25 protein-coding genes and 2 pseudogenes are annotated in these 25,749 nt (G+C 44.0%); 8 read left to right on the top strand and 19 right to left on the bottom strand.

What is annotated here, in order from left to right:
• Positions 1–3: 3 nt before the first annotated feature.
• The 3 genes from NXM86_RS00475 to speE form a co-directional block, all read right to left on the bottom strand.
• Positions 4–435 (bottom strand): YwiB family protein, encoded by a 432-nt coding sequence (locus NXM86_RS00475; protein WP_081188510.1) that lies wholly within the window; start codon positions 433–435, stop codon positions 4–6.
• Between the two features lie 264 nt (positions 436–699).
• A complete protein-coding gene (gene speB / locus NXM86_RS00470) occupies positions 700–1,584 on the bottom strand; it encodes an agmatinase (protein ID WP_081188512.1) in 885 nt (294 codons plus the stop codon).
• Positions 1,585–1,599: 15 nt separating this feature from the next.
• Positions 1,600–2,427: a polyamine aminopropyltransferase gene (speE, locus tag NXM86_RS00465; RefSeq protein ID WP_062678159.1), complete on the bottom strand. Its 828-nt coding sequence runs from the start codon at positions 2,425–2,427 to the stop codon at positions 1,600–1,602.
• A gap of 198 nt (positions 2,428–2,625) precedes the next feature.
• Here speE and NXM86_RS00460 point away from each other — a divergent pair, with 198 nt between their 5' ends.
• Positions 2,626–4,677 carry a transglycosylase domain-containing protein gene (locus NXM86_RS00460; RefSeq protein WP_498958418.1) on the top strand — a complete coding sequence of 684 codons (2,052 nt, stop codon included), beginning with the start codon at positions 2,626–2,628 and terminating at the stop codon, positions 4,675–4,677.
• Positions 4,678–4,851: 174 nt separating this feature from the next.
• On the opposite strand, the gene NXM86_RS00455 is transcribed toward NXM86_RS00460, so the two are convergent.
• Both NXM86_RS00455 and NXM86_RS00450 read right to left on the bottom strand, forming a co-directional pair.
• Positions 4,852–5,364, bottom strand: a complete 513-nt coding sequence (locus tag NXM86_RS00455; RefSeq protein WP_015865356.1) for a YwhD family protein — start codon at positions 5,362–5,364, stop codon at positions 4,852–4,854.
• A gap of 15 nt (positions 5,365–5,379) precedes the next feature.
• Positions 5,380–6,057, bottom strand: a complete 678-nt coding sequence (locus tag NXM86_RS00450) for a site-2 protease family protein (protein WP_498958417.1) — start codon at positions 6,055–6,057, stop codon at positions 5,380–5,382.
• Between the two features lie 130 nt (positions 6,058–6,187).
• Between NXM86_RS00450 and thmT the strand changes: the two genes are divergently transcribed.
• Complete coding sequence (gene thmT / locus NXM86_RS00445; protein WP_015865358.1) at positions 6,188–6,373, top strand: 2-hydroxymuconate tautomerase; 186 nt, start codon at positions 6,188–6,190, stop codon at positions 6,371–6,373.
• Between the two features lie 115 nt (positions 6,374–6,488).
• Positions 6,489–7,790 carry an NCS2 family permease gene (locus NXM86_RS00440; RefSeq protein WP_081188516.1) on the top strand — a complete coding sequence of 434 codons (1,302 nt, stop codon included), beginning with the start codon at positions 6,489–6,491 and terminating at the stop codon, positions 7,788–7,790.
• A 24-nt stretch (positions 7,791–7,814) separates the two neighbouring features.
• Here the strand turns inward: NXM86_RS00440 and NXM86_RS00435 are convergent, their stop codons facing one another.
• The 3 genes from NXM86_RS00435 to NXM86_RS00425 form a co-directional block, all read right to left on the bottom strand.
• Entirely contained in the window at positions 7,815–8,333 is a 519-nt protein-coding gene (locus NXM86_RS00435) for a YwgA family protein (RefSeq protein ID WP_015865360.1), read from the bottom strand.
• A gap of 21 nt (positions 8,334–8,354) precedes the next feature.
• Complete coding sequence (locus NXM86_RS00430; RefSeq protein WP_498958416.1) at positions 8,355–9,647, bottom strand: HD domain-containing protein; 1,293 nt, start codon at positions 9,645–9,647, stop codon at positions 8,355–8,357.
• 146 nt (positions 9,648–9,793) lie between these two features.
• Positions 9,794–10,021, bottom strand: a complete 228-nt coding sequence (locus NXM86_RS00425) for a YuzB family protein (protein WP_015865362.1) — start codon at positions 10,019–10,021, stop codon at positions 9,794–9,796.
• Positions 10,022–10,287: 266 nt separating this feature from the next.
• Between NXM86_RS00425 and NXM86_RS00420 the strand changes: the two genes are divergently transcribed.
• Positions 10,288–10,947, top strand: a complete 660-nt coding sequence (locus NXM86_RS00420) for an RsfA family transcriptional regulator (protein ID WP_062754472.1) — start codon at positions 10,288–10,290, stop codon at positions 10,945–10,947.
• Positions 10,948–10,979: 32 nt separating this feature from the next.
• On the opposite strand, the pseudogene lipL reads toward NXM86_RS00420, so the two are convergent.
• Both lipL and pta read right to left on the bottom strand, forming a co-directional pair.
• A pseudogene (gene lipL / locus NXM86_RS00415) lies at positions 10,980–11,815 on the bottom strand (octanoyl-[GcvH]:protein N-octanoyltransferase).
• Between the two features lie 83 nt (positions 11,816–11,898).
• Entirely contained in the window at positions 11,899–12,873 is a 975-nt protein-coding gene (gene pta, locus NXM86_RS00410; protein ID WP_062754474.1) for a phosphate acetyltransferase, read from the bottom strand.
• 201 nt (positions 12,874–13,074) lie between these two features.
• On the opposite strand from pta, the gene hemQ reads away from it, so the two are divergent.
• The 4 genes from hemQ (at position 13,075) to NXM86_RS00390 (ending at position 15,366) form a co-directional block, all read left to right on the top strand.
• Entirely contained in the window at positions 13,075–13,821 is a 747-nt protein-coding gene (gene hemQ / locus NXM86_RS00405; RefSeq protein WP_062754476.1) for a hydrogen peroxide-dependent heme synthase, read from the top strand.
• A gap of 182 nt (positions 13,822–14,003) precedes the next feature.
• Positions 14,004–14,426, top strand: a complete 423-nt coding sequence (locus tag NXM86_RS00400) for a cell wall hydrolase (RefSeq protein WP_062754478.1) — start codon at positions 14,004–14,006, stop codon at positions 14,424–14,426.
• A gap of 23 nt (positions 14,427–14,449) precedes the next feature.
• On the top strand, positions 14,450–15,013 hold the full coding sequence (gene gerQ, locus NXM86_RS00395; RefSeq protein WP_081188520.1) for a spore coat protein GerQ: 564 nt from the start codon (positions 14,450–14,452) through the stop codon (positions 15,011–15,013).
• 86 nt (positions 15,014–15,099) lie between these two features.
• The gene (locus tag NXM86_RS00390; RefSeq protein ID WP_498958415.1) at positions 15,100–15,366 is read left to right on the top strand and encodes a hypothetical protein; all 267 of its coding nucleotides are present in this window, start codon (positions 15,100–15,102) and stop codon (positions 15,364–15,366) included.
• 91 nt (positions 15,367–15,457) lie between these two features.
• Here the strand turns inward: NXM86_RS00390 and NXM86_RS00385 are convergent, their stop codons facing one another.
• The 9 genes and pseudogenes from NXM86_RS00385 to NXM86_RS00345 form a co-directional block, all read right to left on the bottom strand.
• The gene (locus tag NXM86_RS00385) at positions 15,458–15,829 is read right to left on the bottom strand and encodes a DUF423 domain-containing protein (RefSeq protein ID WP_062754481.1); all 372 of its coding nucleotides are present in this window, start codon (positions 15,827–15,829) and stop codon (positions 15,458–15,460) included.
• 98 nt (positions 15,830–15,927) lie between these two features.
• The gene (locus NXM86_RS00380) at positions 15,928–16,188 is read right to left on the bottom strand and encodes a YwdI family protein (protein WP_073967960.1); all 261 of its coding nucleotides are present in this window, start codon (positions 16,186–16,188) and stop codon (positions 15,928–15,930) included.
• A 66-nt stretch (positions 16,189–16,254) separates the two neighbouring features.
• Complete coding sequence (locus NXM86_RS00375) at positions 16,255–16,929, bottom strand: uracil-DNA glycosylase (RefSeq protein WP_062754483.1); 675 nt, start codon at positions 16,927–16,929, stop codon at positions 16,255–16,257.
• Positions 16,930–17,143: 214 nt separating this feature from the next.
• Complete coding sequence (locus NXM86_RS00370; RefSeq protein WP_081188522.1) at positions 17,144–18,526, bottom strand: glycine--tRNA ligase; 1,383 nt, start codon at positions 18,524–18,526, stop codon at positions 17,144–17,146.
• Between the two features lie 308 nt (positions 18,527–18,834).
• Positions 18,835–19,656: a glycosyltransferase family 2 protein gene (locus NXM86_RS00365; protein ID WP_089098269.1), complete on the bottom strand. Its 822-nt coding sequence runs from the start codon at positions 19,654–19,656 to the stop codon at positions 18,835–18,837.
• Between the two features lie 89 nt (positions 19,657–19,745).
• Positions 19,746–20,942, bottom strand: a complete 1,197-nt coding sequence (locus tag NXM86_RS00360; RefSeq protein WP_062754487.1) for an MFS transporter — start codon at positions 20,940–20,942, stop codon at positions 19,746–19,748.
• Between the two features lie 235 nt (positions 20,943–21,177).
• Positions 21,178–22,797 carry a M20/M25/M40 family metallo-hydrolase gene (locus NXM86_RS00355; protein ID WP_498958414.1) on the bottom strand — a complete coding sequence of 540 codons (1,620 nt, stop codon included), beginning with the start codon at positions 22,795–22,797 and terminating at the stop codon, positions 21,178–21,180.
• A gap of 79 nt (positions 22,798–22,876) precedes the next feature.
• Positions 22,877–24,320: pseudogene (locus NXM86_RS00350) on the bottom strand (sucrose-6-phosphate hydrolase).
• 49 nt (positions 24,321–24,369) lie between these two features.
• Entirely contained in the window at positions 24,370–25,743 is a 1,374-nt protein-coding gene (locus NXM86_RS00345; protein WP_498958413.1) for a sucrose-specific PTS transporter subunit IIBC, read from the bottom strand.
• Positions 25,744–25,749 lie beyond the last annotated feature (6 nt).

Here is a 25,749-nt window from a genome sequence, read left to right as displayed (position 1 = left end):
AATCTATGCCTCCTTAAACATGATCGTCATCGCATGACGTCCTGCTTGTTCGTTTTGCATCTCCAATTGATACGATAAAAATAGGTGTCCTTTCTTTCTTTTTTCATTATACCGAAATTCAATATTGTCCGTTTTTGTTTTTATCGTCCACTGTCCAAACGGAGTATGGTAGTGTCCAGTCGTTTCTTCTGTTTTGCGAAAGACATGGCGCATCCGAACCGCTCCGGACCGCATTACGACAACTTCATGATCCGTTATTTTCATCACCGTGTTTACTTTGCCTAGTTCTTGCTGTTCCTCAAATTGCAAATAAACGGCATTTTCTTTTATGTAGTAAAATCCTTCCGTTTCCAAAGCAACCGTTTCTTTGCGAAATCCGTCACGAATATTGGTAATTTGCTTGAGGAGAATAGGAATTCCGTGTTGCTTTTCCATCAAGGACACATCCTTATGATCCAAAACAAGTAATAACTAACTTTATTAAGTATAAAGGAATCGTTTCCTAATGTTCAAGAGGATGAGACGTGCGGATCATGAATAAATCGTAAGTATCGGTCTATATTCCCAAAAAATATAAAAAATCCTGCCTTCTTTAATCAAAGGCAGGATTTTCGTTGCAAATATTTTGTCATGGGCATATCTCGCTACCATAGCAAGGATGCTTTTTGCCTGCACCAGAAAAACGACCTTCCACCTCGTTTATGCGTTCCGTTTTTGCACCCAGCCGAGAATCATTTCGCGAATGAGTTTGCTTGCGGTGTTGGCGGTTTGTTCCGAATGGTCGTAAATAGGAGCTACTTCCACTAAATCCGCTCCGACGACGCGAACATCCGATTTCGCGATTTCATGGATCGCCGCCAACAGTTCTTTAGACGTAATGCCGCCGGCGTCGACCGTTCCCGTTCCCGGGGCATGGGCAGGGTCCAAAACGTCGATGTCAATCGTCACGTACACTGGACGTCCAGCCAGCTTTGGAAGCACTTCTTTTAGCGGCTCGAGCACTTCAAATTTTGCGATGTACATCCCGTTCTCTTTCGCCCACTCGAATTCTTCTTTCATGCCAGAACGAATGCCGAACGAAAATACGTTGGTCGGGCCGATAAGCTCTGCTACTTTGCGAATCGGCGTCGCATGGGACAGCGGTTCGCCCTCATAATGTTCACGCAAGTCGGTATGAGCGTCCATATGGATGACCGCTAAATCAGGATATTTTTTATACACCGCTTTAATGACCGGCCAAGAAACGAGATGTTCGCCGCCGATGCCAAGCGGGAATTTATCGGCCGCTAAAATTTTATCCACGAAGTCTTCAATGATCTCTAAACTGCGCTGCGCGTTTCCAAACGGAAGCGGAATATCGCCCGCATCAAAATATTTTACCTCTTCAAGTTCGCGATCTAAATACGGGCTATATTCTTCCAAGCCGATCGATACTTCGCGAATGCGTGCCGGACCGAAGCGGGAACCAGGACGGTAGCTTACCGTCCAATCCATCGGCATTCCGTAAATCACCGCTTCGCTTTCCTCAAAATTCGGATGGCTTTTAATAAACACATTACCCGAATACGCCTCATCAAATCGCATCGTCATGCCCCTCCCTTACTTCAATAAATCAGCGACAAATTTCGGCAGAACAAAGCAAGCTTTATGAAGCTCTTTTGTGTAATATTTCGTCTCAATATCGTGGAAGCGTTCATCGCTTACTTCAAGCGGATCGTATTTTTTCGAGCCGATCGTAAACGTCCATAGACCGCTTGGATATGTCGGGATATTGGCAGTGTATAGACGCGTAATCGGGAAAATTTCGCGAACATCGCGATAAACATTACGGATTAAGTCTGCTTTAAACCAAGGGTTGTCTGTTTGTGCGACAAAAATGCCGTCTTCTTTCAAAGCCTTTGCGATTCCAGCATAAAAACCTTTTGTAAATAAGTTGACAGCCGGGCCGACTGGCTCTGTCGAATCGACCATAATGACGTCATATTCGTTTTCACTTTTCGCAATATGCATAAAACCGTCATCTACTTTTACTTCTACACGCGGGTCATCTAACTTTCCAGCAATTTCCGGAAGATATTTTTTTGAGCATTCAATCACTTTTCCATCAATCTCCACTAATGTCACTTTTTTTACGCTCGGGTGTTTTAACACTTCACGAATAACACCGCCATCGCCGCCGCCAACGACAAGCACATTTTCCGGATTCGGGTGGGTGAAGAGCGGAACGTGTGCAACCATTTCGTGGTACACAAACTCATCTTTTTGCGTTGTCATCACCATTCCGTCTAAAATAAGCATATTGCCGAACTCTACTGTCTCCACCATGTCCAGCTTTTGAAATGGGGTTTGCTCTGTATGTAAAGTTCGTTTAATTCTCGCTGTAATGCCAAAATGCTCTGTCTGCTTTTCCGTAAACCATAATTCCATCTTCAACAACCCTTCCTTTACTCGTTTCGTCTATCATAACTATATACTACTTTTCATCTTTCCCTGGTAAAGAAAAAACCAAACATGAAAAAGTATAGAGCAATCTAGCAAAAATGCAAGTGAAACTTAATAGAAAAATGTTTAAAATAAAAAAAAATTTTGCATACTAATACAAAGACGATCATGAGGTGATGAACGTTGGAAATCATTCCAAGCAGCCGGTTGCGCGGAACGTGGAAATACATTCGGGCGTTCGTTTTTATTAGTTTTATCCTAGCAATCTTATTCGTCGTTACGCTTGCCGGTTTGATCGCGTTTGCCAAATTAAAAGGAGCCCCGCCTTTAGCAGTGCCGCAAACGACGATTTTTTATGCGGATGATGGCACAAAAATCGGCGAGAGCGATAACGGGCAGACGCGTTACTGGGTAGACCTTGATGATATATCCCCCTATATTGTACAAGCAACGGTTGCTGTAGAAGATCGGAAATTTTATGAACATCTCGGCTTTGATATAAAGCGCATTATCGGGGCCATTATTGCCGATATAAAGGCGATGGCGAAAGTGCAAGGAGCAAGCACCATCACCCAGCAATATGCGCGAAATTTATTTTTGAATCACGAGAAAACATGGACGCGGAAATTGCAAGAAGCATTATATACGATTCGCCTCGAAGCGAATTACAGCAAAAAACAAATTTTAGAAGGATACTTAAACACCATTTACTACGGCCATGGCGCTTACGGAATTGAAGCGGCTGCTCATCATTATTTTGGAAAACCGGCAAAACAGCTTACCTTAAGCGAAGCGGCAATGTTAGCCGGAATTCCGAAAGGTCCATATTACTATTCGCCACTTATTGATGAGAAGCGGGCAAAAGCGCGGCAAAAAACGGTGCTTTTGTCAATGGCGGAAACTGGATACATCAGCAAAAAAGAAGCGGAACAAGCGTATAAAGAACCGCTTGTTTATTCTCCCCATCACAAAATAGAAACGAAAAAGATCGCCCCTTATTTTCAAGATGTAGTGAAATATGTGCTGCGAAATCAATTAGGATTGGATGAACGCACGATTGAAATGGGCGGATTGCGCGTGTATACATCGCTGAATACGAAAATGCAGGAAATTGCGGAACAAAACATTCATGACATCATTGACCCTCACTCGAACATTCAAGCGGCACTTGTAGCGATGGATCCGCGCACAGGAGAAGTAAAAGCGCTCGTCGGCGGCAGAGATTACAACAAAAGCCCTTTCAACCGCGCCGTGCAAGCGGAACGGCAGCCGGGCTCTACGTTTAAACCATTTCTATACTATGCAGCCATTCAACAGGGATTTACGCCGTCGACACAAATGCGAAGCGAGTTGACCACCTTTGCCTTTGACAATGGAAAAGCAACGTATACACCACATAACTACAATAACTACTATGCGAACGACTCGATTACGCTCGCTCAAGCCATCGCGCTATCAGACAACGTATTTGCTGTAAAAACGCATTTGTTTATCGGTGAGGAAAAACTGGTAGAGACAGCGAAAAAACTAGGCATTACAAGCAAATTAAAAGCTGTTCCTTCACTCGCGCTCGGAACATCGCCGGTGAAAGTGATCGATATGGTGAAAGCTTACAGCGTATTTGCCAATAACGGCAAAAAAGTCGAGCCAGTTTTTATTAAAAAAGTCGTCAATCATCATGGAGAAACAATTTACGAATACAAACCATCAAGCAAACAAGTGCTAGATCCGGACGCCGCATATGTAACGACTCAGCTGATGACAGGCATGTTTGATCCGAAATTAAATGATTATACAACAGTCACCGGGCAATCGATTCGAAAGGAGATCACACGCCCATACGCAGGAAAATCGGGAACAACAGAAACAGATAGCTGGATGATTGGATTTTCGCCACAACTAGTTGCAGGGGTATGGACCGGTTACGACCGCGGGGAAACGATTGATAAAATTGCGGAGAAACAATATGCAAAACAAATTTGGGTGCAATTTATGGAAAAAAGTTTGCAAGGAAAACCAAAGAAAAAGTTTAAACCAACCAAAGGGGTCGTTGGTGTCTATGTCGACCCGGATAACGGCAAACTTGCGACAAAGTCATGTCCGGTAAAGCGTCTTACTTATTATATCTCTGGCTCAGAACCGAACGACTACTGCACCGACCATTTACATCAAAAGAAATCAAAGAAAAAAGAAAAGCAGAAAAATTGGTTTGAAAAACTGTTCCCTTGGTTCTAAAGGAAAACCCCTCAAGCGAAATCGCTTGAGGGGTTTTCCTGTCCTAGTTTTATTGTGTTATACATTTAGGTTTAGTTTACCTTGTTTCCTGTTAGACGACAAGTATTCGTCACATAACATTCACAAAAATGTCACATATATGGAATTTCATGAAAGCATGGGCATCTTCTCTTGTTATTTTTCGCCTTCGAGTCCTTTTTTCAATTCCTCACTCGAACGATTCCACATTTCGATATCGTGTTTCTTTAAAAAGTCCGCAAGCACCCGTTTTGATTTCTCATCCATATGATCCACGATAATATGGCGCTTTAATGACTTATCTAAACGATTTACATGCTCTGGAAGCAGTTTATAGCCGCGGCGAGCCTCCCTGTCGACCGTCATTTCGCACGCCGTTACGCCGGCATAATACGGTCCATCTTCTTTTCGCTCAATCGTTACCCATACGATCCAATACGGTTTTCCGTTTGGCACTTCATCGCGATTTGGCAAAAATTTAATTCCCCGTTCCACTGCGCTCCGGGCATGCATCGCTCCCATATCTACGAACGCTTCCCCCGCTTCGACATCGATAATCACCGGAGAAACATTTTCCAAGCTTAATACCCCTGCGCCAAACCCGCCGTGGCCGCCCGTTGGATCATCTTTAATGATATTAAACCCGATCGTTTTCTTTTTCTTCTCCATCCAAAAACGCCTCCTTCACGACTTAAAAAAGAATAATGTAGAAAAAAATGATTGCAAGTTTTCTAATACAAACGGAATCGCCACATGAAAAATCGGCTGTATCGTATAACGGTCAAGCGGCGTCAACACAAGAATAAGAAAAATAAGCGCTCCATAACTTTCCCACTGCGCCATTTTCGCGCGAATGCCTTGCGGGGCCAAATCCTCGATAATCCGATAACCATCGAGTGGGGGAAATGGAAGCAAGTTAAATACAAACAATACCGTATTTAAGCCAATAAAAATTTGAAAAAATAAATCAAATCCCGCAGCAAACCAATCTGGGATCGCCTGCATAATTCCGAAATAAATCATGCTATACCACACAAGAAAACCAAGGGCGGCAAGCAATAAATTGCTTAAGGGGCCTGCAACTGATACAAGAATCCCGGCAAAGCGAGGATGTTTAAAGTGAAAACGATTCACTGGAACAGGTTTTGCCCAGCCAAATCCGGCGAGAAAAATAAGCAATGTACCGAGCAGATCAAGATGAGCAAGCGGCGATAACGTTAATCTTCCTTCGTTTTTTGCCGTCGGGTCTCCAAACTTATAAGCGACATAGGCATGGGCAAATTCGTGAATTGAAAAAGCAATCGCAAGCGTCATAAACACATATGGAATTTCATTAAGCGAATAAGGCAATAATTGTTCCACTTTTTTTAACTCCTTTTTCCATTCATTTATTACTTAAGTATACATGATTTGACAGAAAAAGTGGACTAAAGTTCCATTTTTCATGATATAATAAACGCGACAGATGACCAAAAGGAGGACGGGACGGGCCATGCCTTATGTTACGATCAAAATGCTCGAAGGACGTACGGAAGAGCAGAAAAAGGCGCTTGTCGAAAAAGTAACAGAAGCGGTTGCCGAAACAACAGGCGCCTCAAAAGACAAAATTGTCGTTTTTATTGAAGAAATGTCGAAAAATCATTACGCTATTGGCGGAAAACGTTTGAGCGACGAATAATAAGCATACAGGCAAGGAACTTTTATTATGTTCCTTGCTTTTTTTTATTGCTAATTTTTTAAAAACGAATATTATATATATGCATTTAAAAATGTTCGTTTTTTGGAGGTAAACGATGTTTGATTTAACGAAACATAACACGAATTTAAAAACAGAAATCATTGCAGGATTTACGACGTTTTTAACAATGGTATATATCATCGTCGTGAACCCTGTTGTATTATCGGATGCCGGCGTTCCATTTTCCCAAGTGTTCACCGCCACGATTATCGCTACCGTCATCGGAACGCTATGGATGGCGCTGTTTGCGAACTATCCGATCGCAATTGCGCCGGGAATGGGGTTAAACGCATATTTTGCCTACTCCGTTGTTGGTTCGCATGGCAATATTTCCTATGAAGTGGCGTTCTCGGCTGTGTTCGTTGCCGGAATCATTTTCGTCATTTTGTCGCTGACGCCATTTCGCAGCAAGCTGATCGAAGCGATTCCAGAAAACTTAAAACATGGCATTACCGCTGGAATCGGCTTGTTTATCGCATTTATCGGCATGCGCCTCACCGGCATTATCCAAGCGCATCCACAAAACTTAGTCGCGCTAGGGGATTTGCACTCTCCATCGGTCATTCTGACGTTAGTCGGTTTAGCGATTACGCTTGTGCTTATGTCGCTTGGCGTCAACGGCGCGCTCTTTTTCGGGATGGTCATCACCGGAGTGATTGCTTATTTCACCGGACAATTGAAATTTGAAAAAGGCTTCGTTTCTATGCCATCGCTTCCGGAAGGGCTTGTTGTCGCCAATCCGCTTACCGCCATTAGCGATGTCATCCATTACGGATTGTATGCCGTTGTATTTTCCTTTTTGCTTGTGACAATTTTTGACACGACGGGAACGATGATTGGCGTAGCCCAGCAAGCCGGACTGATGAAAGGAAAAACGATGCCTCGCGCCCGTGAAGCATTGCTTTCCGACTCTATCGCAACCACGATCGGAGCAATGTTCGGCACTAGCCCAACATCCGCTTATATCGAATCTTCTTCGGGAGTTGCCGCCGGAGGGCGCACAGGTATTACAGCGTTAACGGTCGCCATATTATTTATATTATCCTCCTTTTTCGGGCCGCTTGTTGGCGCCGTATCCGGCATTTCGGCGATCACAGCTCCAGCGTTAATTATCGTCGGAAGCTTAATGATGGGCAGCATCGCTCACATTCAGTGGGATCAATTAGATGAGGCATTCCCAGCGTTTCTCATTATTTTAAGCATGCCGCTTACTTCAAGCATTGCAACAGGAATCGCGCTCGGCTTTATTTCCTACCCGCTGTTAAAAATCACGCGCGGCAAATGGCGTGAAGTACATCCGCTCGTTTATATCTTTGCCGTCCTCTTCTTCTATCAGCTTGCCTTCCTGCCGCATTAACGCAACAAAAAAACGAAGTCCCGTTCAGGCGTGGACTTCGTTTTTTACTTTGGCGCGCAATTTCTCTATGTACGCATACGCTTGCTCAATTTCTTCTTCCGTATAACGCTGCTTGCTTTTTAATAAAAATACTTTTTCTTTCACTTCATCTTTCGTTAAATGCTCAAAATACAGCACTGTCGATACGAGTTCCAAAAACCGCGAATTTTGTTCATTCATATCTTGCATACATTCTTGTAAATGAGGCATGTCCAACTCGTAGTGGTTTAAAAACTGCTTTCCTGCTTCCGTCAACGTGTAGCGATATTGGAAATAACCGCCCTTTTTCTCTTTTACTTCATGCAAAAATCCTAAATCGCAAAGCTCCTCAACGCGGCATGTCAATTCTTCGGAATACGGTCCATAGAAGTGAAAGTCAAACTTCTCGTAAAATGGAAACTGTAATTTTTTCGCGATGTAAATCATTTTTTGTAGCTTTTTGCGACCAACAATTTCCCCAGCTGCCGCCAACGCCTTCATCACTTTTGCATGCTCTGTGAACACTCCCCGTCATCTCCTAACCCTCTAAAATTTCGATAATTTTTTTCTTGGTTGTCCGCTTCGTTGAAAATCATAAATGAAATCAGCTGGAAAATATAGCTTATGGTCGGTTCTCCGCTTTCCGGAAATCGCATCGACAAGCACCGATTCCCGTGACAGTTCGCGGAGCTCTCCGTTCGGCATTAACAAGTAAATCGGCAGCCGCTCCCCTTCTTCGCCCGGACGATAAAAATCGTACGGCAAATCGGAAGAAGAATCGACAACTAAATAATATTCCGGATCAATGCCCGCTTTTTTAAATAAGTTTGTCAGTTCGATCAGCTTTGTCATCTGTTCATTTGTTGGATTAAATTCGACATATTTGAATAAATGACGATTTACAAAACGACGGCATAGGTCGCTTAAAATCGCGTCACGCTCGTCTTGCCATTGCTGGAAATAAAATAATATGACCGCTTCATCAAGCTTTAAATAATCTTGTAAATCTACCTTTCCAGTAAAGAGAGAATAAAAATGAACCGGTTTCGTTTGAAAATTGTATCCTTCTTCATGCAACTTTTTCGCCCGATGCAAAATTTTCGTTAAAATGACTTCGGGACTGCGCGTCACTGGATGAAAATATACTTGCCAATACATTTGATAGCGGCTCATAATATAGTCTTCCACCGCATGCATGCCGCTTCGCTTAATGACCACTTGATCTTCGCGCGGACGCATGACGCGCAAAATCCGTTCCATATCAAAATTGCCATAACTGACGCCGGTATAATACGCATCTCTTAACAAATAATCCATTCGGTCGGCGTCAATTTGACCCGAAATTAAGCTGACAACCAGTTTATTCGGGTATGTTTTCGCAATGACTTCGGCCACTTTTTTTGGAAAATCCTCTCCTACGCGCCGAAGCACTTCATTTACTTCCGTATCCCCTAAAATAATCGCCTGGGTAAAATCTTCATGATCAAGATGAAATACTTTTTCAAATGAATGGGAAAACGGACCGTGGCCTAAATCGTGCAGCAGGGCCGCACATAAACATAGGAGCCGTTCGCTATGATCCCAATGTTCGCGGCCGACGAACACATCATCAACAATGCGGCGAATAATTTCATAGACTCCAAGCGAATGGTTAAAGCGGCTATGCTCGGCGCCGTGGAACGTCAAATACGTCGTACCGAGCTGTTTAATGCGGCGCAATCGCTGAAATTCCTTCGTTCCGATTAAATCCCAAATGACTTTGTCGCGAACGTGTATATATCGATGAACTGGATCTTTAAATACTTTTTCCTCACTCAGTTGCCCGCCGGGATATACCATGTTATCCCCTCTTTCATTTCTAACATGAATCTATTATAAGCCGTTTCAAATGATAAAAAAATACTTGATTTTTCCTCCTTCACCTATCAGTATTTCCTAAAAATAGAAACAAAAAATCACCTTCTTCTTAAAAAATGAAGGCGATTTTAGCTTTTCTTTAATCTTTCGGCAATTTTTTCAATAAGCTCATCTTCTGTCAGCGCGGAGACTGGACGGTTATTGACAAAGGCAAACGTTTTTTTGCGGCCGGGACCGCAATACGACTGGCAGCCAATTTTAATCGTCGCGTTTGGATCCAGCTTTTTCAAACGGGGAATCAACGTTTTTAAATTTGGTGCTTTACAATCGTCACAGACGCGAAATTCATTCGCCATCTCTTGTCACCCTTTCTCTTCGCTTGCCGTGTAGATTAAACTAACGTGTATTCTAACGCTTCTTTTTCACCAATGCAAGTTTATTTGCTTGAAGTCTTGATTCCATTTACTTCCTTATGTTTGTATAACGAAAGTTAGCAAGTTCTTTTTTCGCATAGACAGCAACTCTTGCAAATTTTTATTCACGGAAACTAAAAATAGTATAAAATTTACTATTTTTGTCCATGCTTCTACTAGCAAACAAGAAAAAAGGGGAGTTGAGAATAATGAAACAACGTCAAGATGCATGGACAGAAGAAGATGATTTGCTATTAGCGGAAACGGTGTTGCGGCATGTGCGGGAAGGAAGTACACAGCTTAACGCGTTTGAAGAAGTTGGAGACAAACTAAACCGAACATCAGCCGCCTGCGGATTCCGCTGGAACGCGGTTGTCCGTCGTCGCTATGAGCAAGCATTGCAGCTCGCCAAACGGCAGCGAAAAGAACGGCAGCGCCTTTTAGGAAAACAGCAAGGCGGGAAGAAAAAATTGTTGTACAATCCACCGGTTCCTTCTTTGGAGGAAATAGGAGAAATCGCCCAATTACCAGCTGTTGTATCTCCTTCCAATGAAACAGCGTCGATGACGATCGATCACGTGATTGCCTTTTTACAAACATTAAAAACAACTCACCGCAACCACGAAGCATTAGCAAAAGAAAACGAGCGTTTACGAAAAGAAAATGAAGAAATGCGCGCAAAAAATGAAGAATTAGAAAAGAAAATTGCCAAATTAGAAGAAAACTCTTCCACGATTCAAGAAGATTATGAAACATTAGTAAGAATTATTAATAGAGCCCGCAAACTTGTCTTGCAAGAGGAAGAAGAGCGGCAAACGCTCAAATTCCGAATGGACCAAAACGGAAATCTGGAAAAAATCGCAGAATAAATAATGGCTGCCCGGTTCCATCGAGGCAGCCATTATTGTGTCATCAACGCTTTCTCATTCCGCTTGACGATCCGCTCCCAATAATATTCATATAGCGATAGCTCCTCCCCGGTCAAAGCGGATGAATAAATCTCGCCGCCAAACGATTGCAGCGTGCGAAGCAACAAAAGCATGACCGATGGTATCGTCAAATCCTCGTTTAACAATTCGGAAAGCGATGCCATCGTGCTTGGAACAATCGTCGGGTATACGAACTTCGTCGTTTCTCCTTTTAGTCCAAGCTCATAAAACTGCCGGATTAACTCCGCTCGCGCTGATCCGCTTCCATTTATGCATAAATAAATTTGCACCGCGACTCCACCGCGCACGCGCCGCTGAGAAATACCGGCAAATTTTTTTCCAGCAATGCTTAAATCATAGCTTCCCGGACAATACGAACCGACGATTTCCCTCGCTTCAATCGTTTTATTGTAAGCCGAAAACATCGCCTGTATAAGCTGCCACATCGCTTCATATCCTTGGTTGATATCAATTGCTTTCGTCGTTTCCGGAAAAATGAGGGATATATTGAGCACCCCTTCATCCAGCACGACGGCAAGCCCCCCAGAATTACGGACAATGACATTGTACTTTTGCGCCTTTAAAAATGACACCGCATCATGCAAATAGGGGAGCTTCGCATCTTGAATCCCCAATACTACCGTATTGTAATGAACCCATGTACGAACGACCGTATCAGACTGTCCGTTCCTACCGATGTGCAAAGTGTATCATCGATCGCAAACGATTGTTTCGCATCAAACATCGGGCCGAAATTCGACTGATCAATAATGCGCCATTTCGCCTGTTGCAACAATTCGTGAACCATTGCTTTTCTCCTTAACGAAGTAATCTGCAAAAAATTATATCACAATATGAAAAAAGGGTGACCACTTGTCACCCTTTTTTCGATTATAGCGATTGCGCCGCGGTAATGAGCGTAAGCTTGTATACATCTTCCGCATTGCAGCCGCGAGACAGGTCGTTAACAGGCTTATTCAGCCCTTGCAAAATCGGACCGACTGCTTCAAAATTACCGAGACGCTGAGCGATTTTATAACCGATATTTCCCGCTTCTAAGCTTGGGAAGATAAATACATTCGCATCTCCTTGAATGACCGAATCCGGCGCTTTCTTTTTCGCGACAGATGGAACGAACGCTGCGTCGAATTGAAACTCGCCGTCTAACACTAAGTCTGGCGCCATTTCTTTCGCAAGCCGCACTGCTTCGACGACTTTTTCCGTTTCCGGTGATTTCGCCGATCCTTTTGTCGAAAAGCTTAACATCGCCACACGTGGTTCGATATCGAACATTTTTGCGGTGTTGGCGCTCTCTACAGCAATTTCCGCTAAATCTTGGCTGTCTGGCGCAATGTTAATCGCGCAATCGGCAAACACGTACTTCTCGTCACCGCGCACCATAATAAATACGCCTGACGTTTTGCGGATGCCTGGTTTCGTTTTAATAATTTGCAATGCAGGTCTTACTGTATCGGCAGTCGAATGTGCCGCACCGCTTACAAGCCCATGCGCTTTATCCATGTACACAAGCATGGTGCCAAAGTAATTTTCATCGAGAAGCATTTCCCGCGCCGCTTCTTCTGTCACTTTTCCGTTGCGGCGTTCGACAAATGCTTTGACAAGCTCGTCCATTCCCTCGTATTGATGCGGGTCGATGATTTCGACATTTGGAAGGGTCAATCCAAGCTCACTTGCTTTTTGTTTTACCGCTTCCTCGTTGCCGATCACAATCGGTGTGACAACTTGTTCATTGGCCAGACGGCTTACCGCAGTTAAAATACGCTCATCAAGACCTTCCGGAAACACAATTTTCCGTTGTTTTCCTACTACTTTTTCTTTTAAGGCAGAAAATAAATCGCTACTCACGAATAATCCTCCTCAATATAAAAAATCCCCATATACTAGGATACTCTTATTATGTAGAAACGCAACCAATTTAAGCACTTGCAATGAATAGTCGATTTATTAAAATAATTCAGTTTACTGACTTCCACATGCGACATTCGCGTTTTTTTGGCTAAACTATGGTATAGTAGAACTGTAAATTACATATAAGGAGTGAATATAATGAGTGAAGCTGCACAAACACTCGATGGTTGGTATTGTCTTCATGATTTCCGCTCGATTGATTGGAGCGCTTGGAAAACGTTAACAAGCGATGAGCGTGAAGCAGCGATTCGTGAGTTTTTATCTTTAGTCGAAAAATGGCAGGAAACAGAAGATAAAAAAGAAGGCAGTCACGCGATTTATACGATCGTCGGTCAAAAGGCAGATATTATGTTTATGATTTTACGTCCGACGATCGAAGAATTAAATGAAATCGAAACGGCGCTAAACAAAACAAAACTGGCTGAATTTTTGGTGCCGGCCTATTCATATGTTTCTGTTGTCGAGCTAAGCAACTACTTAGCCTCCGGCGACGAGGATCCTTATCAAATTCCGGAAGTGCGCCGCCGCCTCTATCCAATTTTGCCGAAAACGAAACATGTTTGCTTCTATCCTATGGACAAGCGTCGTCAAGGCAATGACAACTGGTATATGCTTTCCATGGAAGAACGCCGCAATTTAATGCGCGCCCATGGTCTGACAGGTCGAAAATATGCCGGCAAAGTGACGCAAATTATCACTGGCTCCGTCGGTTTAGATGACTTTGAATGGGGCGTTACATTATTCTCTGATGACGCATTGCAATTTAAAAAGCTTGTTTATGAGATGCGTTTTGACGAGGTCAGTGCCCGCTACGGGGAATTTGGATCGTTCTTTGTTGGAAATCGTTTAACAGTAGAAAAAGTACCGGTATTTTTACACGTGTAACCTCGACGGGGATGCATCAAGCATCCCCGATTTTTTTTTTGGACAATCTCCGTTTTTTCTGTCATATACCGTTTTTCTTCCCCATAAATATAAAATCAGAAATTCGTTTATAAATTTGTCACCATTTCTCGCTTCCGCAATAGCCTATTATTGTCGAGAAAAAAGACAATTGAGGTGACGACATGGCTGTTGTGGCACATACAGAGGAAGACGTAAGACTGCTGGCAAGACTGATGCGAGCAGAAGCAGAAGGTGACGGAAGACTTGGCATGTTAATGGTAGGAAACGTCGGAGTGAACCGCTGCATTGCCGATTGCCTTGACTTTCGAGGGATACGCACCATCCGTCAAATGGTGTTTCAAAGCCCGGGCGGCTTTGAAGCAGTTCAAAAGGGCTATTTCTACCAAAGAGCAAGAGACATCGACATTCAATTAGCCCGTCAAGTGATTCGCGGCTGGCGATACCATCCTGCGACAAACGCGCTTTGGTTTTTTAAACCAGCGGGAGAATGTCCAGCGCAGTGGTTCAACCAATGGAACGTCGGTCGTTATAAGTCGCATTGTTTTTATGCGCCATCGCGTAGTGATTGCCCAAGAGTATATTAAATTTTCATAGAGGAGGTTCCCCTATGTCCAATAATTCATATGAAAATGCGTATAACCCGCTAGAAGATGAGCGTCAACAACCGTATCAACCTTATCAATTTTATCAACCTTATCAGCAGTATCCATATGGATATATGTACCCACAAACCTACTATCCAATGGCTTATCCATACTACCAACAACCAATGACAGCGTACCAACAGCCAATGATGGCGCCAACTTCTGAATTTGGTTTGCAGGCGCCTTCTTTCGCGGCCCAAACACCGACAATGGCAAGCCAGCCGTCTATCCCTGGCATGCTGCCAATCGAACAGTCTTACATTGAAAACATTTTGCGCCTCAATAAAGGAAAACTCGTTACCGTATATATGACGTTTGAAAACAACCGCGAGTGGAACGCAAAAATATTCCGCGGAACCATCGAAGCGGCGGGGCGCGACCATTTAATCTTGAGAGACCCGCAAACGGAAATGCGCTACTTATTGCCGATGATTTACCTTGATTATATTACGTTTGACGGGGAAATTGCCTACGAATATCCGTTTACTGGGGCGACAGCGCAATTGAGCAGCTATTCCCCGCGATAACCGCAAAAAATAAGGTTGCTAGCGGCAACCTTATTTTTTTATGCCATCCCACGCCGCGCCGACATGTTTGCGGATTTCGTCGCACCTTGGCGATCGTTCTTGGACGCGCGGGCGCTGTACATCTTCTTTCCGTTATACTCACTCTCGCCTACTTGTCCATGATTAGTTTGATCGCTTTTCATATCGTTCCATGGACAGCGGGAGCGGCCTTGCTCACTCTACCGCCAGCCATTCGGCTTCGCTGGTGTTTCCGCCATGGGGCCGAACGGATGGATGAAATTATCGGCATGAAATGGGCGGCCTGGCATCACTGGGTCTTCGGATTGCTCTTTGTTTTTGGCATATCCCTGTAAACGAACGTCAGAAAAACTTTCGGTCATTTGCCACCCGCAAAGAACTGTTTATATTCCAAAAAATAAGGAGCGCTTCATGGAACCGCTCCTTTCAACTTATTTTCATTGCCGCATAACCGATCAGCACCCACGCGATTAAAAAGGCAACGCCACCAAATGGGGTGATCATCCCAAGCGGTTTGATTTGCGTCACGCTTAACACATATAAGCTTCCGGAAAAAAGGACAATGCCAATAAACATAATCCAGCCAGCTGTTGTCAATAGGCTGATATTCGGAAACTTACCAAGCAATAGACCAACGACAAACAAGCCGAGTGCGTGGAACATTTGATATTGCACGCCCGTTTTCCATATTTCTAAGTAACGGTCCGGAATTTTTCCTTCTAACCCATGCGCTCCGAACGCCCCGAGCGCAACCGCTAAAAATGCATTGATCGCTCCAAGGAGCACAAACATTTTCATTGATCTCCGTCCCCTCATGAACAATTTTTCATCACTATGATAACGTATTTCCACACAAAAGAAAACGATATGGGCAGATTGACTATTCTTTTGCTTACTTAAAAATCGAATAACGATGGACCGTTTGCATCATCTCCGATTTCGATTCGCTCCCCTTTCCCTTGTGAGATGGAAAGCGGAGGCACCTCAACGGAAGAAGCGACTGGCATTTCCTTTTCTTTCCCTTCTTCCAACACTAAATCACAAAGGGCGCGAACAACGGCAATATGCTCACGTAAACGTTGCGGACTAGCAGCCGTCTTCGCCTGCCGCAGCTGTTCCTCCATTTTCATTAAAATAGTTGTGATCGGTATATTCAACTCCTTCACTCCTATCTACATAAAATCGCGCTGAACTCCTAGCGCTGTCATCTCTTCCCGCTCGTTTTAAATATTTTCAATCTGCCAATCAATCGGTTCACGCCCCACTTTTTGCAAAAAAGCATTTGTCCGCGAAAACGGGCGATGCCCAAAAAAGCCGCGCGCAGCGGAAAACGGGCTTGGATGTGGCGCTTCAATAATGTAATGATGCGGATTGGTAATCAGTTCTTTTTTCGCTTGCGCATGCCGCCCCCACAAAAGAAAGACAACGGGATCTTGTTTTTCATTGACAAGCTCAATCACGCGGTCCGTAAAAAATTCCCATCCTTTTCCTTTATGTGAATTCGCTTGCCCGCGCCGTACGGTTAATACGGTGTTTAACAATAATACTCCTTGCTTTGCCCACTTTACTAAATAACCGTTGTTCGGAATGTAGCAACCTAAATCGTCATGAAGCTCTTTAAAAATATTGACTAGCGACGGCGGCAGCGGAACCCCTGGTTTGACAGAAAAACTCAACCCGTGCGCCTGTCCCGGTCCGTGATACGGATCTTGTCCTAAAAGCACCACTTTCACCTGTGCATACGGTGTATAATGAAGCGCATTAAAAATATCATACATATCCGGATAAATCGTTTTCGTGCGATATTCCTCTTTTAAAAACTCACGCAACTTTATGTAGTACGGCTTATGAAACTCTTCTTCGAGCAATGGAGCCCAGTCATTTTTTAAAATTGCCATACCCCCATACTCCTTTTCATTTGTTCATCATTAATGTATCACAACTCATTTTATTATTAAATTGTTCAGCGAGAAACTGAAATAGCCAAATGAACAGCGCCACATATTCGAATTCGTTGCAGATGAAACCAATGATGTTTAAGCGTTTGCCAATCGTCTTCAGCTTGTCGATAAACTGAGAGCGCCTTATCCATAAAGGCGCTCTCCTTCCAAATTAAAATTGAGTTTTTTCTTCTAAAAAGCTTTTTAACTCTGAAATCGGGATTCGCACTTGCTCCATTGTGTCGCGGTCGCGCACCGTCACCATGCCGTCTTGTTCGGAATCGAAATCGTACGTAATACAGAACGGTGTACCAATTTCATCTTGACGGCGATAACGTTTGCCGATCGAACCAGACTCGTCATAGTCCACCATGAAATATTTCGATAGATCTTCATAAATGCGGCGCGCGCCTTCCGATAGTTTTTTCGACAGCGGGAAGACAGCTGCTTTATAAGGAGCTAGCGCCGGATGCAGACGCATCACTGTCCGTGTCGTACCGTCTTCCAGCTCCTCTTCATCGTAGGCGTCAATCATGAACGCAAGCGTCACGCGGTCCGCCCCAAGAGATGGCTCAATGCAATAAGGGATATAACGTTCGTTCGTGTCTTGGTCAATATATCGGAAATCTTCGCCGGAATATTCCATATGTTGTCTTAAATCATAATCCGTACGTGACGCAATTCCCCATAGCTCGCCCCAGCCAAACGGGAATTTGTATTCAATATCGGTTGTGGCGTTGCTGTAGTGCGACAATTCTTCTTTCGTATGGTCGCGAAGACGGATGTTTTCCGGCTTCATGCCTAATGACAACAGCCATTGCTTGCAAAACTGTTTCCAATAATCAAACCATTCTAGCTCCTCACCAGGTTTACAGAAAAATTCTAACTCCATTTGCTCGAATTCGCGGGTACGGAACGTAAAGTTTCCTGGCGTAATTTCATTGCGGAAGCTTTTGCCGATTTGCGCGATGCCGAACGGCAGTTTTTTTCGCATCGTACGCTGGACGTTTTTAAAGTTCACGAAAATGCCTTGCGCCGTTTCCGGGCGGAGATAAATTTCGTTTGCACTTGATTCCGTTACTCCTTGATATGTTTTAAACATTAAATTAAATTGACGAATGTTCGTAAAATCATGGCTGCCGCATTCTGGGCAGGCGATGTTATGCTCTTTAATGAGCTCTTCCATTTTTTCGAACGGAAGACCATCAACGATCATTTCGATTCCTTTTTCTTCCAACGCATTTTCGATCAGTTTGTCAGCACGGTGACGAGCTTTGCATTGTTTACAGTCAATCATTGGGTCATTGAAGTTGCCTAAATGGCCGGATGCTTCCCACGTTTTTGGATTCATTAAAATCGCCGCGTCCAAACCGACGTTATAAGGTGATTCTTGAACGAACTTTTTCCACCATGCCCGCTTAATGTTGTTTTTTAATTCCGTTCCTAATGGGCCGTAATCCCATGTGTTTGCTAAGCCGCCGTAAATTTCTGAACCTGGAAATACAAAGCCGCGATGTTTTGCATGTGCAACAATTTGTTCCATTGTCACTGACATAACTGTTTCCTCCTTTACTGTTTTCTTTAGACATACAAAAACGCTCTCGCCACTAGGCCTTATGCCTAGGGACGAGAGCGTGACTCCCGCGGTTCCACCCTAGTTGATGCGACCTGCGCATCCACTTTTTCAGGAAAGTAACTCCGGACTGCCGTTTCATTAACCATCTTCGCCAGGCTTCCACCGTCCCCGGCTCGCTATGGAAGAGAGGGCTAACTACTATCGATCCATCATCGTTACAGCATATTCCATTTTGTTAATTATAATAGCAAAATCAAAAAACGCTCGTCAATGGCCAACACCATTTTTTAAACATGTTTTAAACGACACAGTCTTGATATTATCGGCGTTCCATCCCAAACAATCTTGCTTTTTGCTCTTCGTTTTTTCACTTCCGGCTCATCAAGCAGCAACCAAAAGTTTTTCATCGGCAAATTTCCAAGCCCATGCTTTTCGCTTAACCGATTTAAGTACATTTGTCGTTTTTCGCTCATCTGTCGCGACAAGTTGTCTCCATCATTGGAAAAAGCGTACAATACGCTCGCGACCGCGACACGCTTGATGCGAAACGCCTCGGATACGCGTAAAAAAAAGTCCCAATCCCAATAATGGTGAACATTCGGATCAAAATAACCGAGGTGATCATGAATCGATTTTCGGTATAAACTCCCGGATGGAACGTATGTAGAAAATCTCCGCATCGCTTCCCGGTCATATTCATAAGCGAATAAGAAGCGGTCTGTCGGGATACGCTGTCCGTTTTCGATTCGATAATGGAAAATTTCTACATCTGAATAAACGAAGTCCACATCGGCAATTTCCGCAACCATTTGCTCTATATGACAAGGAAGCAATATATCGTCATCATCGCAAAGCATAATGAGTTCCCCTTTTGCCGCTTTAACGCCGATATTTCTCGCCTCGACATGTCCGACATTGTCGCGGCAATGGATGAGATGGACGCGCAACTCTGGATATAACGCGACAATATCATCAACACGCTCGCCACCATCATTTACAACGATCACTTCAAAATAACGATATGTCTGTCTGTTTAATGATTCTAATAATTCCGCAAGCGGATACAGACGATTATAGGTGGGAACGACAACCGATACAAAGGGACGCAAAGTCCGCTCACCGCCTCTCTTTTTCTCCCCACAAAAAAGAAGGAGCAATTACCCTTAAGGTATAAGCTCCTCCCCCTTTTTGTCAACCGCTATGCCAATTCCTGTTGCTTCGTTTCTTTTCCTAACACCCATACCGCAATAACGCCAATGAAAATAGAAATACAGAAAATCAGAAAAATCGTTGTAATCGTAATATGTCTATTGACAAGATAGCCGACGAAAAGCGGTCCTAAAATGCCGCCGATGCGTCCAAATGACGCCGCCATCCCAGCTCCCGTGCCGCGAATCGAAGTCGGGTAAAGCTCTGGAGTATAGGCGTATAACGCTCCCCATGCGCCAAGGTTAAAAAACGATAGTAAAATGCCAAAGGTCATGAGCAGTGCAAGCGAATCCGCGTTGCCAAAGAAATAGGCACTAACGGCCGTACCAATCAAATACGTGATGAGCACAAATTTCCGACCCGCTCGTTCAATAAGCCATGCGGCGCTAAAATAGCCAGGCAATTGCGCCAGCGTCATAATCAAGACATACTCGAAGCTTTTAATTAAGCTAAACCCTTTCATAACCATTACGCTTGGCAGCCATAAAAACATACCGTAGTAAGAAAATACGACGCAAAACCAAAGCACCCAAAGCATGAACGTTTCTTTCCGGTAAGAAGACGACCAAACCTTGACGATGTTGTCCCATACGGTTTCTTCTTTGCGCGCACTTGTAAACCTTGGCGAATCAGGCAATCCCCATCGTAAATATAGGGCGTATAACGCCGGAATCGCCGCAAGCAATAGCGCTGTTTGCCAACCGTATGTTGGAATGACAAAATACGAAATTAACGCGGATAACAACCAGCCGACTGCCCAAAAGCTTTCCAGCAGCACAACAGCTTTTCCACGTTCTTGCGCCGGCACGCTTTCCGATACAAGCGTCGAAGCAACCGGCAGTTCTCCGCCCAACCCCATGCCTATGAGAAACCGTAAAACTAAAAACGCCGTCAATGTCGTTGTTAAGGCAGATAGTCCGCTTCCGATCGAGAATAATAATAGTGTAATAATAAACACGTTTTTTCTGCCGATGCGGTCGGCCAACAATCCGAATAACAGCGCGCCAACTGCCATACCGATGGAGTTGATGCTGCCGATCCATCCCATTTGTTCGACACTTAAGTTCCAATCTTTTTGCAACGCCGCGATAATAAACGACAGCATGCCAACATCCATCGCGTCAAACATCCAGCCAAGCCCGGCAACTCCTAACAGCTTTCGCTGCGAAATCGTTTGTTGAATCATGTAAATCCTCCTATTTTTACAAGTGTAAAGACACCTTTTACATCATTATAGGGGGTTTTGGCTGCTTATTCAATAATCGATTTTTTGTTTGCTGATAGAAATACATAAGTTATATGTTTTTTAATATGATGTTCTGTATGAGCAAGAATATTCCCCATCCTCCTATTCCAAGCACAACGGATAATATAAATGAAAAAGAGGATAAGCCATTGACTTATCCTCTAGTTATACCAAATTATCTTGCAAATACTTCTTTAATCGTATATTCCAGCCACTCCTTCACTGTTTCAAACGCAAAACGAACGTTGAGGCGCTCGGTCCATTGATGGGCGTCGCGTCCGACCGGACCGACATTGAGCACCGGAACTTGAAATTTTGCCAGCGCATCAAACGGCAAATGATAGCCGCGATTCCATATCGGCATATTATCGGTAAGAGCTCGTAAAGAAGATGAAGATTGCTGCAAGCCGACATAGCTTAAGTCGGAAATTCCGCCGAAGTAATGTTGCTGCACAAGAGAAATACCATGCTTTTCTTGCGCGTATTTTTGCAGCTTCGCAACAAGACGCTGAACGAGCGGATCGCTGCTGGCGTTGACAGCCGGGTAATACGGAGGAGCATAAAAAAGAACGATCATCGGCGCGAAATCTTTACAAAGTATAGCAAGCCGGTCGACTAGTTTGATCGTTTTCTCCCGCTCGTCTTTCGCTGCTTCCGTTGATAAAACGCTTGCTTCAAGCTGTTCGATTCTTTCTAATCCAACCATCTCCACTGCTTTCTTTCTTAACTCTGAAAAAGTGAATACGTTGACAGACAGCGGTTTCGGTGCCCATTTTTCGAGTTTCGCAAAACGGGACGCCTCATCGTTATAACGCTCTTCGATGCGTTTTGCCGCCCACTTTGCGATCGCGATTAACGAGTTTGTCACATCATCGAGCGACCTTTTCTGCAAAAATAAATTAAATAACGTTACCGCGCGATGCGGTATTTGCACAGAATATTCTTCTTTTAAATCGGTCTGCAATAAGTTTGTCGGCGGCGGACTGACTTCCCCACTAAACACTTCGCAAAAATCAGTGTTAAATTCTAATTCATTAGCGATTTGCGCCGCCATGAAATTGGCATTTAGCCCTGCGAACGGTTCTCCGACATGCGTTTCTTTTCCGTAACAATAAAAGCCCGGCAGCACTTTTCCAATCGAGCCGGTGTAAATGTAATTCGCTTTGTCCCCTGGGTAGCGAGTAAACATCGGTTCGGAATTAAGCACAAGCCGATAGGTTAATCCGTATTTTTCTGCCATTTCGACAAGGATCGGCACGGCCTCACGCATTCCTACCGAGCTCACTTCCTCATCCGGTACCGTAAGCAGCAGTAAATTTCCTTCAAACTTTCCTTGGCATGCTTGCTCGATCAGCGACATATGAAGAGCAAGACCGCACTTCATATCCATCACGCCGCGGCCAAATAACCATTCCCCTTCTTCCATATCAGCTTGCACATCAGAAGGAAGTTGTTGTTTCTGTTCGTAAAACCGCTCCGTCAGCTTTTCGGGAGAAAATGCGGCGTCCTTCCATGCCCCGTAATCTTGCACATCGACCACATCAAAATGGCTGATGAGAATGACGGTATCGCGCACTTGTTCCGCTTTTTTCACCAGTGCGGTTACAAAATAACGGCCATCACCTGTCGGATGCAATTGCACAAATTTATTATTTCCCCGGAAATAATCAAGTGTGCACAACTGTTCCGTGATGTATTGTGCAAGTAACACTTCCGCTTCTGTCCCGCTAATGCTTGGATATTCAACTAAATGACAAAGCAATTGCTTTAATTGTTGCGTCGTTTGCCATTTCATCCCGATCCCCCATTATTTTTGATATCGTTCTCCCTTATTTTAGCAAAAAATAACGCCGCCACCTATGGCAGGTGCGGCGTTACAAACTCCATTTTTGGATGTCAAAAACAAGGTGCCCATTTGCGGCGAATGAAATCGTTTGATTATTTTTATACGGAAAGAACCGTGCCGTAAATACTTCTTCCCTTCATTCACAAATACCTCAATCGAGGACGTGTCTAAAAACATATGCAGCGAATGCAAACGTTCCAAACGGCATTGTCTTTTTTCGGTCAGACCGTTGGCAAAACTTTTGCGCTCCAACGTTAGCACGCGTTCACCGCTGTTGTAAATGATGCGCGCCGTATTGCGAATAGCAATTTCCATTATGCCCCCTAATAATCGAATATTCTCTAGATTAAGCTCGATAACATCCCCGCTGATTCCTTCTAACATCATTTCTTCGTTCGCAATCGTGACATTTGAATATGCAATTTTATCCTTTCGCAACATTTGTAACTCTTCAACTGGTGTTTGATATAACTTACCATTTTTCAGTTTCAACTCACGCGGCAATGTTAGCGCATGAATCCAGCGATGCGCAATGGTCGGATGCTTATCCTCATCTTGACCAGGAACTCCCATCCAGGCGATTAAAATGCGCCGTCCTTTTGCATCAAGCATCGTTTGCGGGGCGTAAAATTCAAAACCGCGGTCTAATTCGGTAAATGGTCCGTGAAGAAATTGGGCCGTTTCGTAATCAAGACGACCGACAAAATAACCGGACTGATATACGTTATGATACTTCATTCCTTCCGCTTTTAACCCTTGCGGACAAACAAGGAGCACTTCTTGTCCATCCAATTCAAATAAGTCGGGACATTCCCACATGTAGCCAAAATCGCCTAATTGATTCAAGTTTCCTCCGGCAATCGCGCCGAGATGTTCCCAATCAAAGAGATTTTTTGAGCGAAATAACACCGCAAGCCCATCTAAACTTTTGCTTTGGGCTCCGACAATCATGTACCAGTTTTCGCCTTTTTTCCAAACCTTCGGGTCGCGAAAATGCGCCGTATAGCCGTCAGGAAGCGTCACCACAACCCCTTTTTTCTCAAAGTCAATGCCGTTTTTTGACACAGCCATACATTGGTACGTCTGGCGGTTGCCATGTTCATCCTTCACATTTCCCGTATAAAATAATGTTAATACACCATTATTGTCAATTGCACTTCCGGAATAGCATCCGTTTTTATCAAACCATTCACTTGGGCAAGCGCAATGTTTTCTTGTTTCCAATGAACGAGGTCACAAGATGTGTAGTGCCCCCAAAATTTGGCGCCATGCCCAGTATGAAATGGCATCCATTGATAAAACACATGGTAAACTCCGTTCCAATGAATCAATCCGTTCGGGTCGTTCATTAGCCCGACCGGCGGCATTAAGTGATAATGAAGACGATAGTAGTCTTTTTCTACCATGTCTTGATATTTTTCGATTTCGGCATACGCCTGTTCGATTAGTTGTTGTTCTTTTTCCGATTTCATTTTGCTCACCTCTATTGCAACCAATCAGGCAAGATCCTTCTTGCTTGATTCATTCTTCTTCATGAAATCCGAGCAATAATGTTGCAACAAACGCAGAGCCTACCGCAATAGCAAACCCGATTAAATAGTTTATTAGATTTTGCATTCCTTCCGGAGCAACGATGGCAATCATCGGGATACCGGTTAATCCGTAGGCGTTCGCGACAACGTTGGTAAACACAACATACGCCCCTCCTAACGCGCCGCCGATTGCTGCGCCAATAAACGGCTTACGGTATTTTAAGTTCACCCCGAAAATGACTGATTCGGTAATTCCTAAAAATGCTGACAATGCTGATGGTAGAGCGACTTCTTTCGTTTTGGCTCGTTTTGCTTTCGCAAATACCGCCAAGCCCGCACCTCCTTGCGCCACATTAGCCATTGACCAAATCGGCAGTAAATAGTTCACACCGAGCTTCGCTAGTAAATTTGCTTCGATCGCGTGGAAACTATGATGCACACCGGTAATGACAATCATCGAATACAAGCCGCCGAAAAGCAGTCCAGCAAGCGCGCCGCCATAATGGTAAATAAAGTTGAGCACCGTTGTAATCCCATCGCCAAGTAGATTCCCTAATGGACCTATCGCTAAAATCGTAATAAACCCCGTCGCAATGACCGTTACAAACGGAACAACAAGCAAGCTGACCGCATGTGGAACGACTTTTCGCAGCCCCCGCTCGATTTTACACATCACATAAGTTGCAAGCAAAATCGGAACGACCGTTCCTTGATAACCAATCATTGCAATATCAAAGCCGAGAAAATGCATATATTCCGGTTTTGCCTCTGCCAATCCCCACGGATTCAATAGCGCAGGGTGTGTCATAATCCCGCCAATGACTGCTCCTAAAAACGGAGTGCCGCCGAACTCTTTTGCCGCGCTAAAGCCAATTAAAATTGGCAAGATGATAAACGCTGCGCTGGAAAACATATCGAGCAGCACATACCATGGGCTGTCAGGCGCAACCCATTTGAACGCTTTCATCATTCCTAATAGTCCCATCAATAGACCGCTGGCGACAATCGCAGGAATAATCGGAACAAAAATGTTGGATAACGTTTTTGCCAGGCGTGCTAATGGATTCATTTTTTGCTTGACCGCTTCTTGATGAACATCCGCGCTTACATGCTGCAATCCCGTTTCTTTTACAAACGCATCGTATACTTTATTGACAACACCAGTACCAAAAATAATTTGATATTGCCCGGAACTAGAAAACGCCCCTTTCACTCCTTCGATGTTCTCGATCGCTTTTGTGTCCGCTTTCTTGTCGTCTTTTAACACTAAGCGAAGCCTTGTCGCACAATGGGCGGCACTGATGATGTTCTCTTTCCCGCCTAATAATGGAATGAGTTGTTTTGCGACGTGTTCGTAATTCATTTGTGA

This window comes from Geobacillus sp. CX412, assembly GCF_027942335.1.
Taxonomy (GTDB): Bacteria; Bacillota; Bacilli; order Bacillales; family Anoxybacillaceae; genus Parageobacillus_B; species Parageobacillus_B toebii.
The sequence above is the reverse complement of the archived record's forward strand: the minus strand, read 5'-3'. Positions and strand labels throughout refer to the sequence as shown.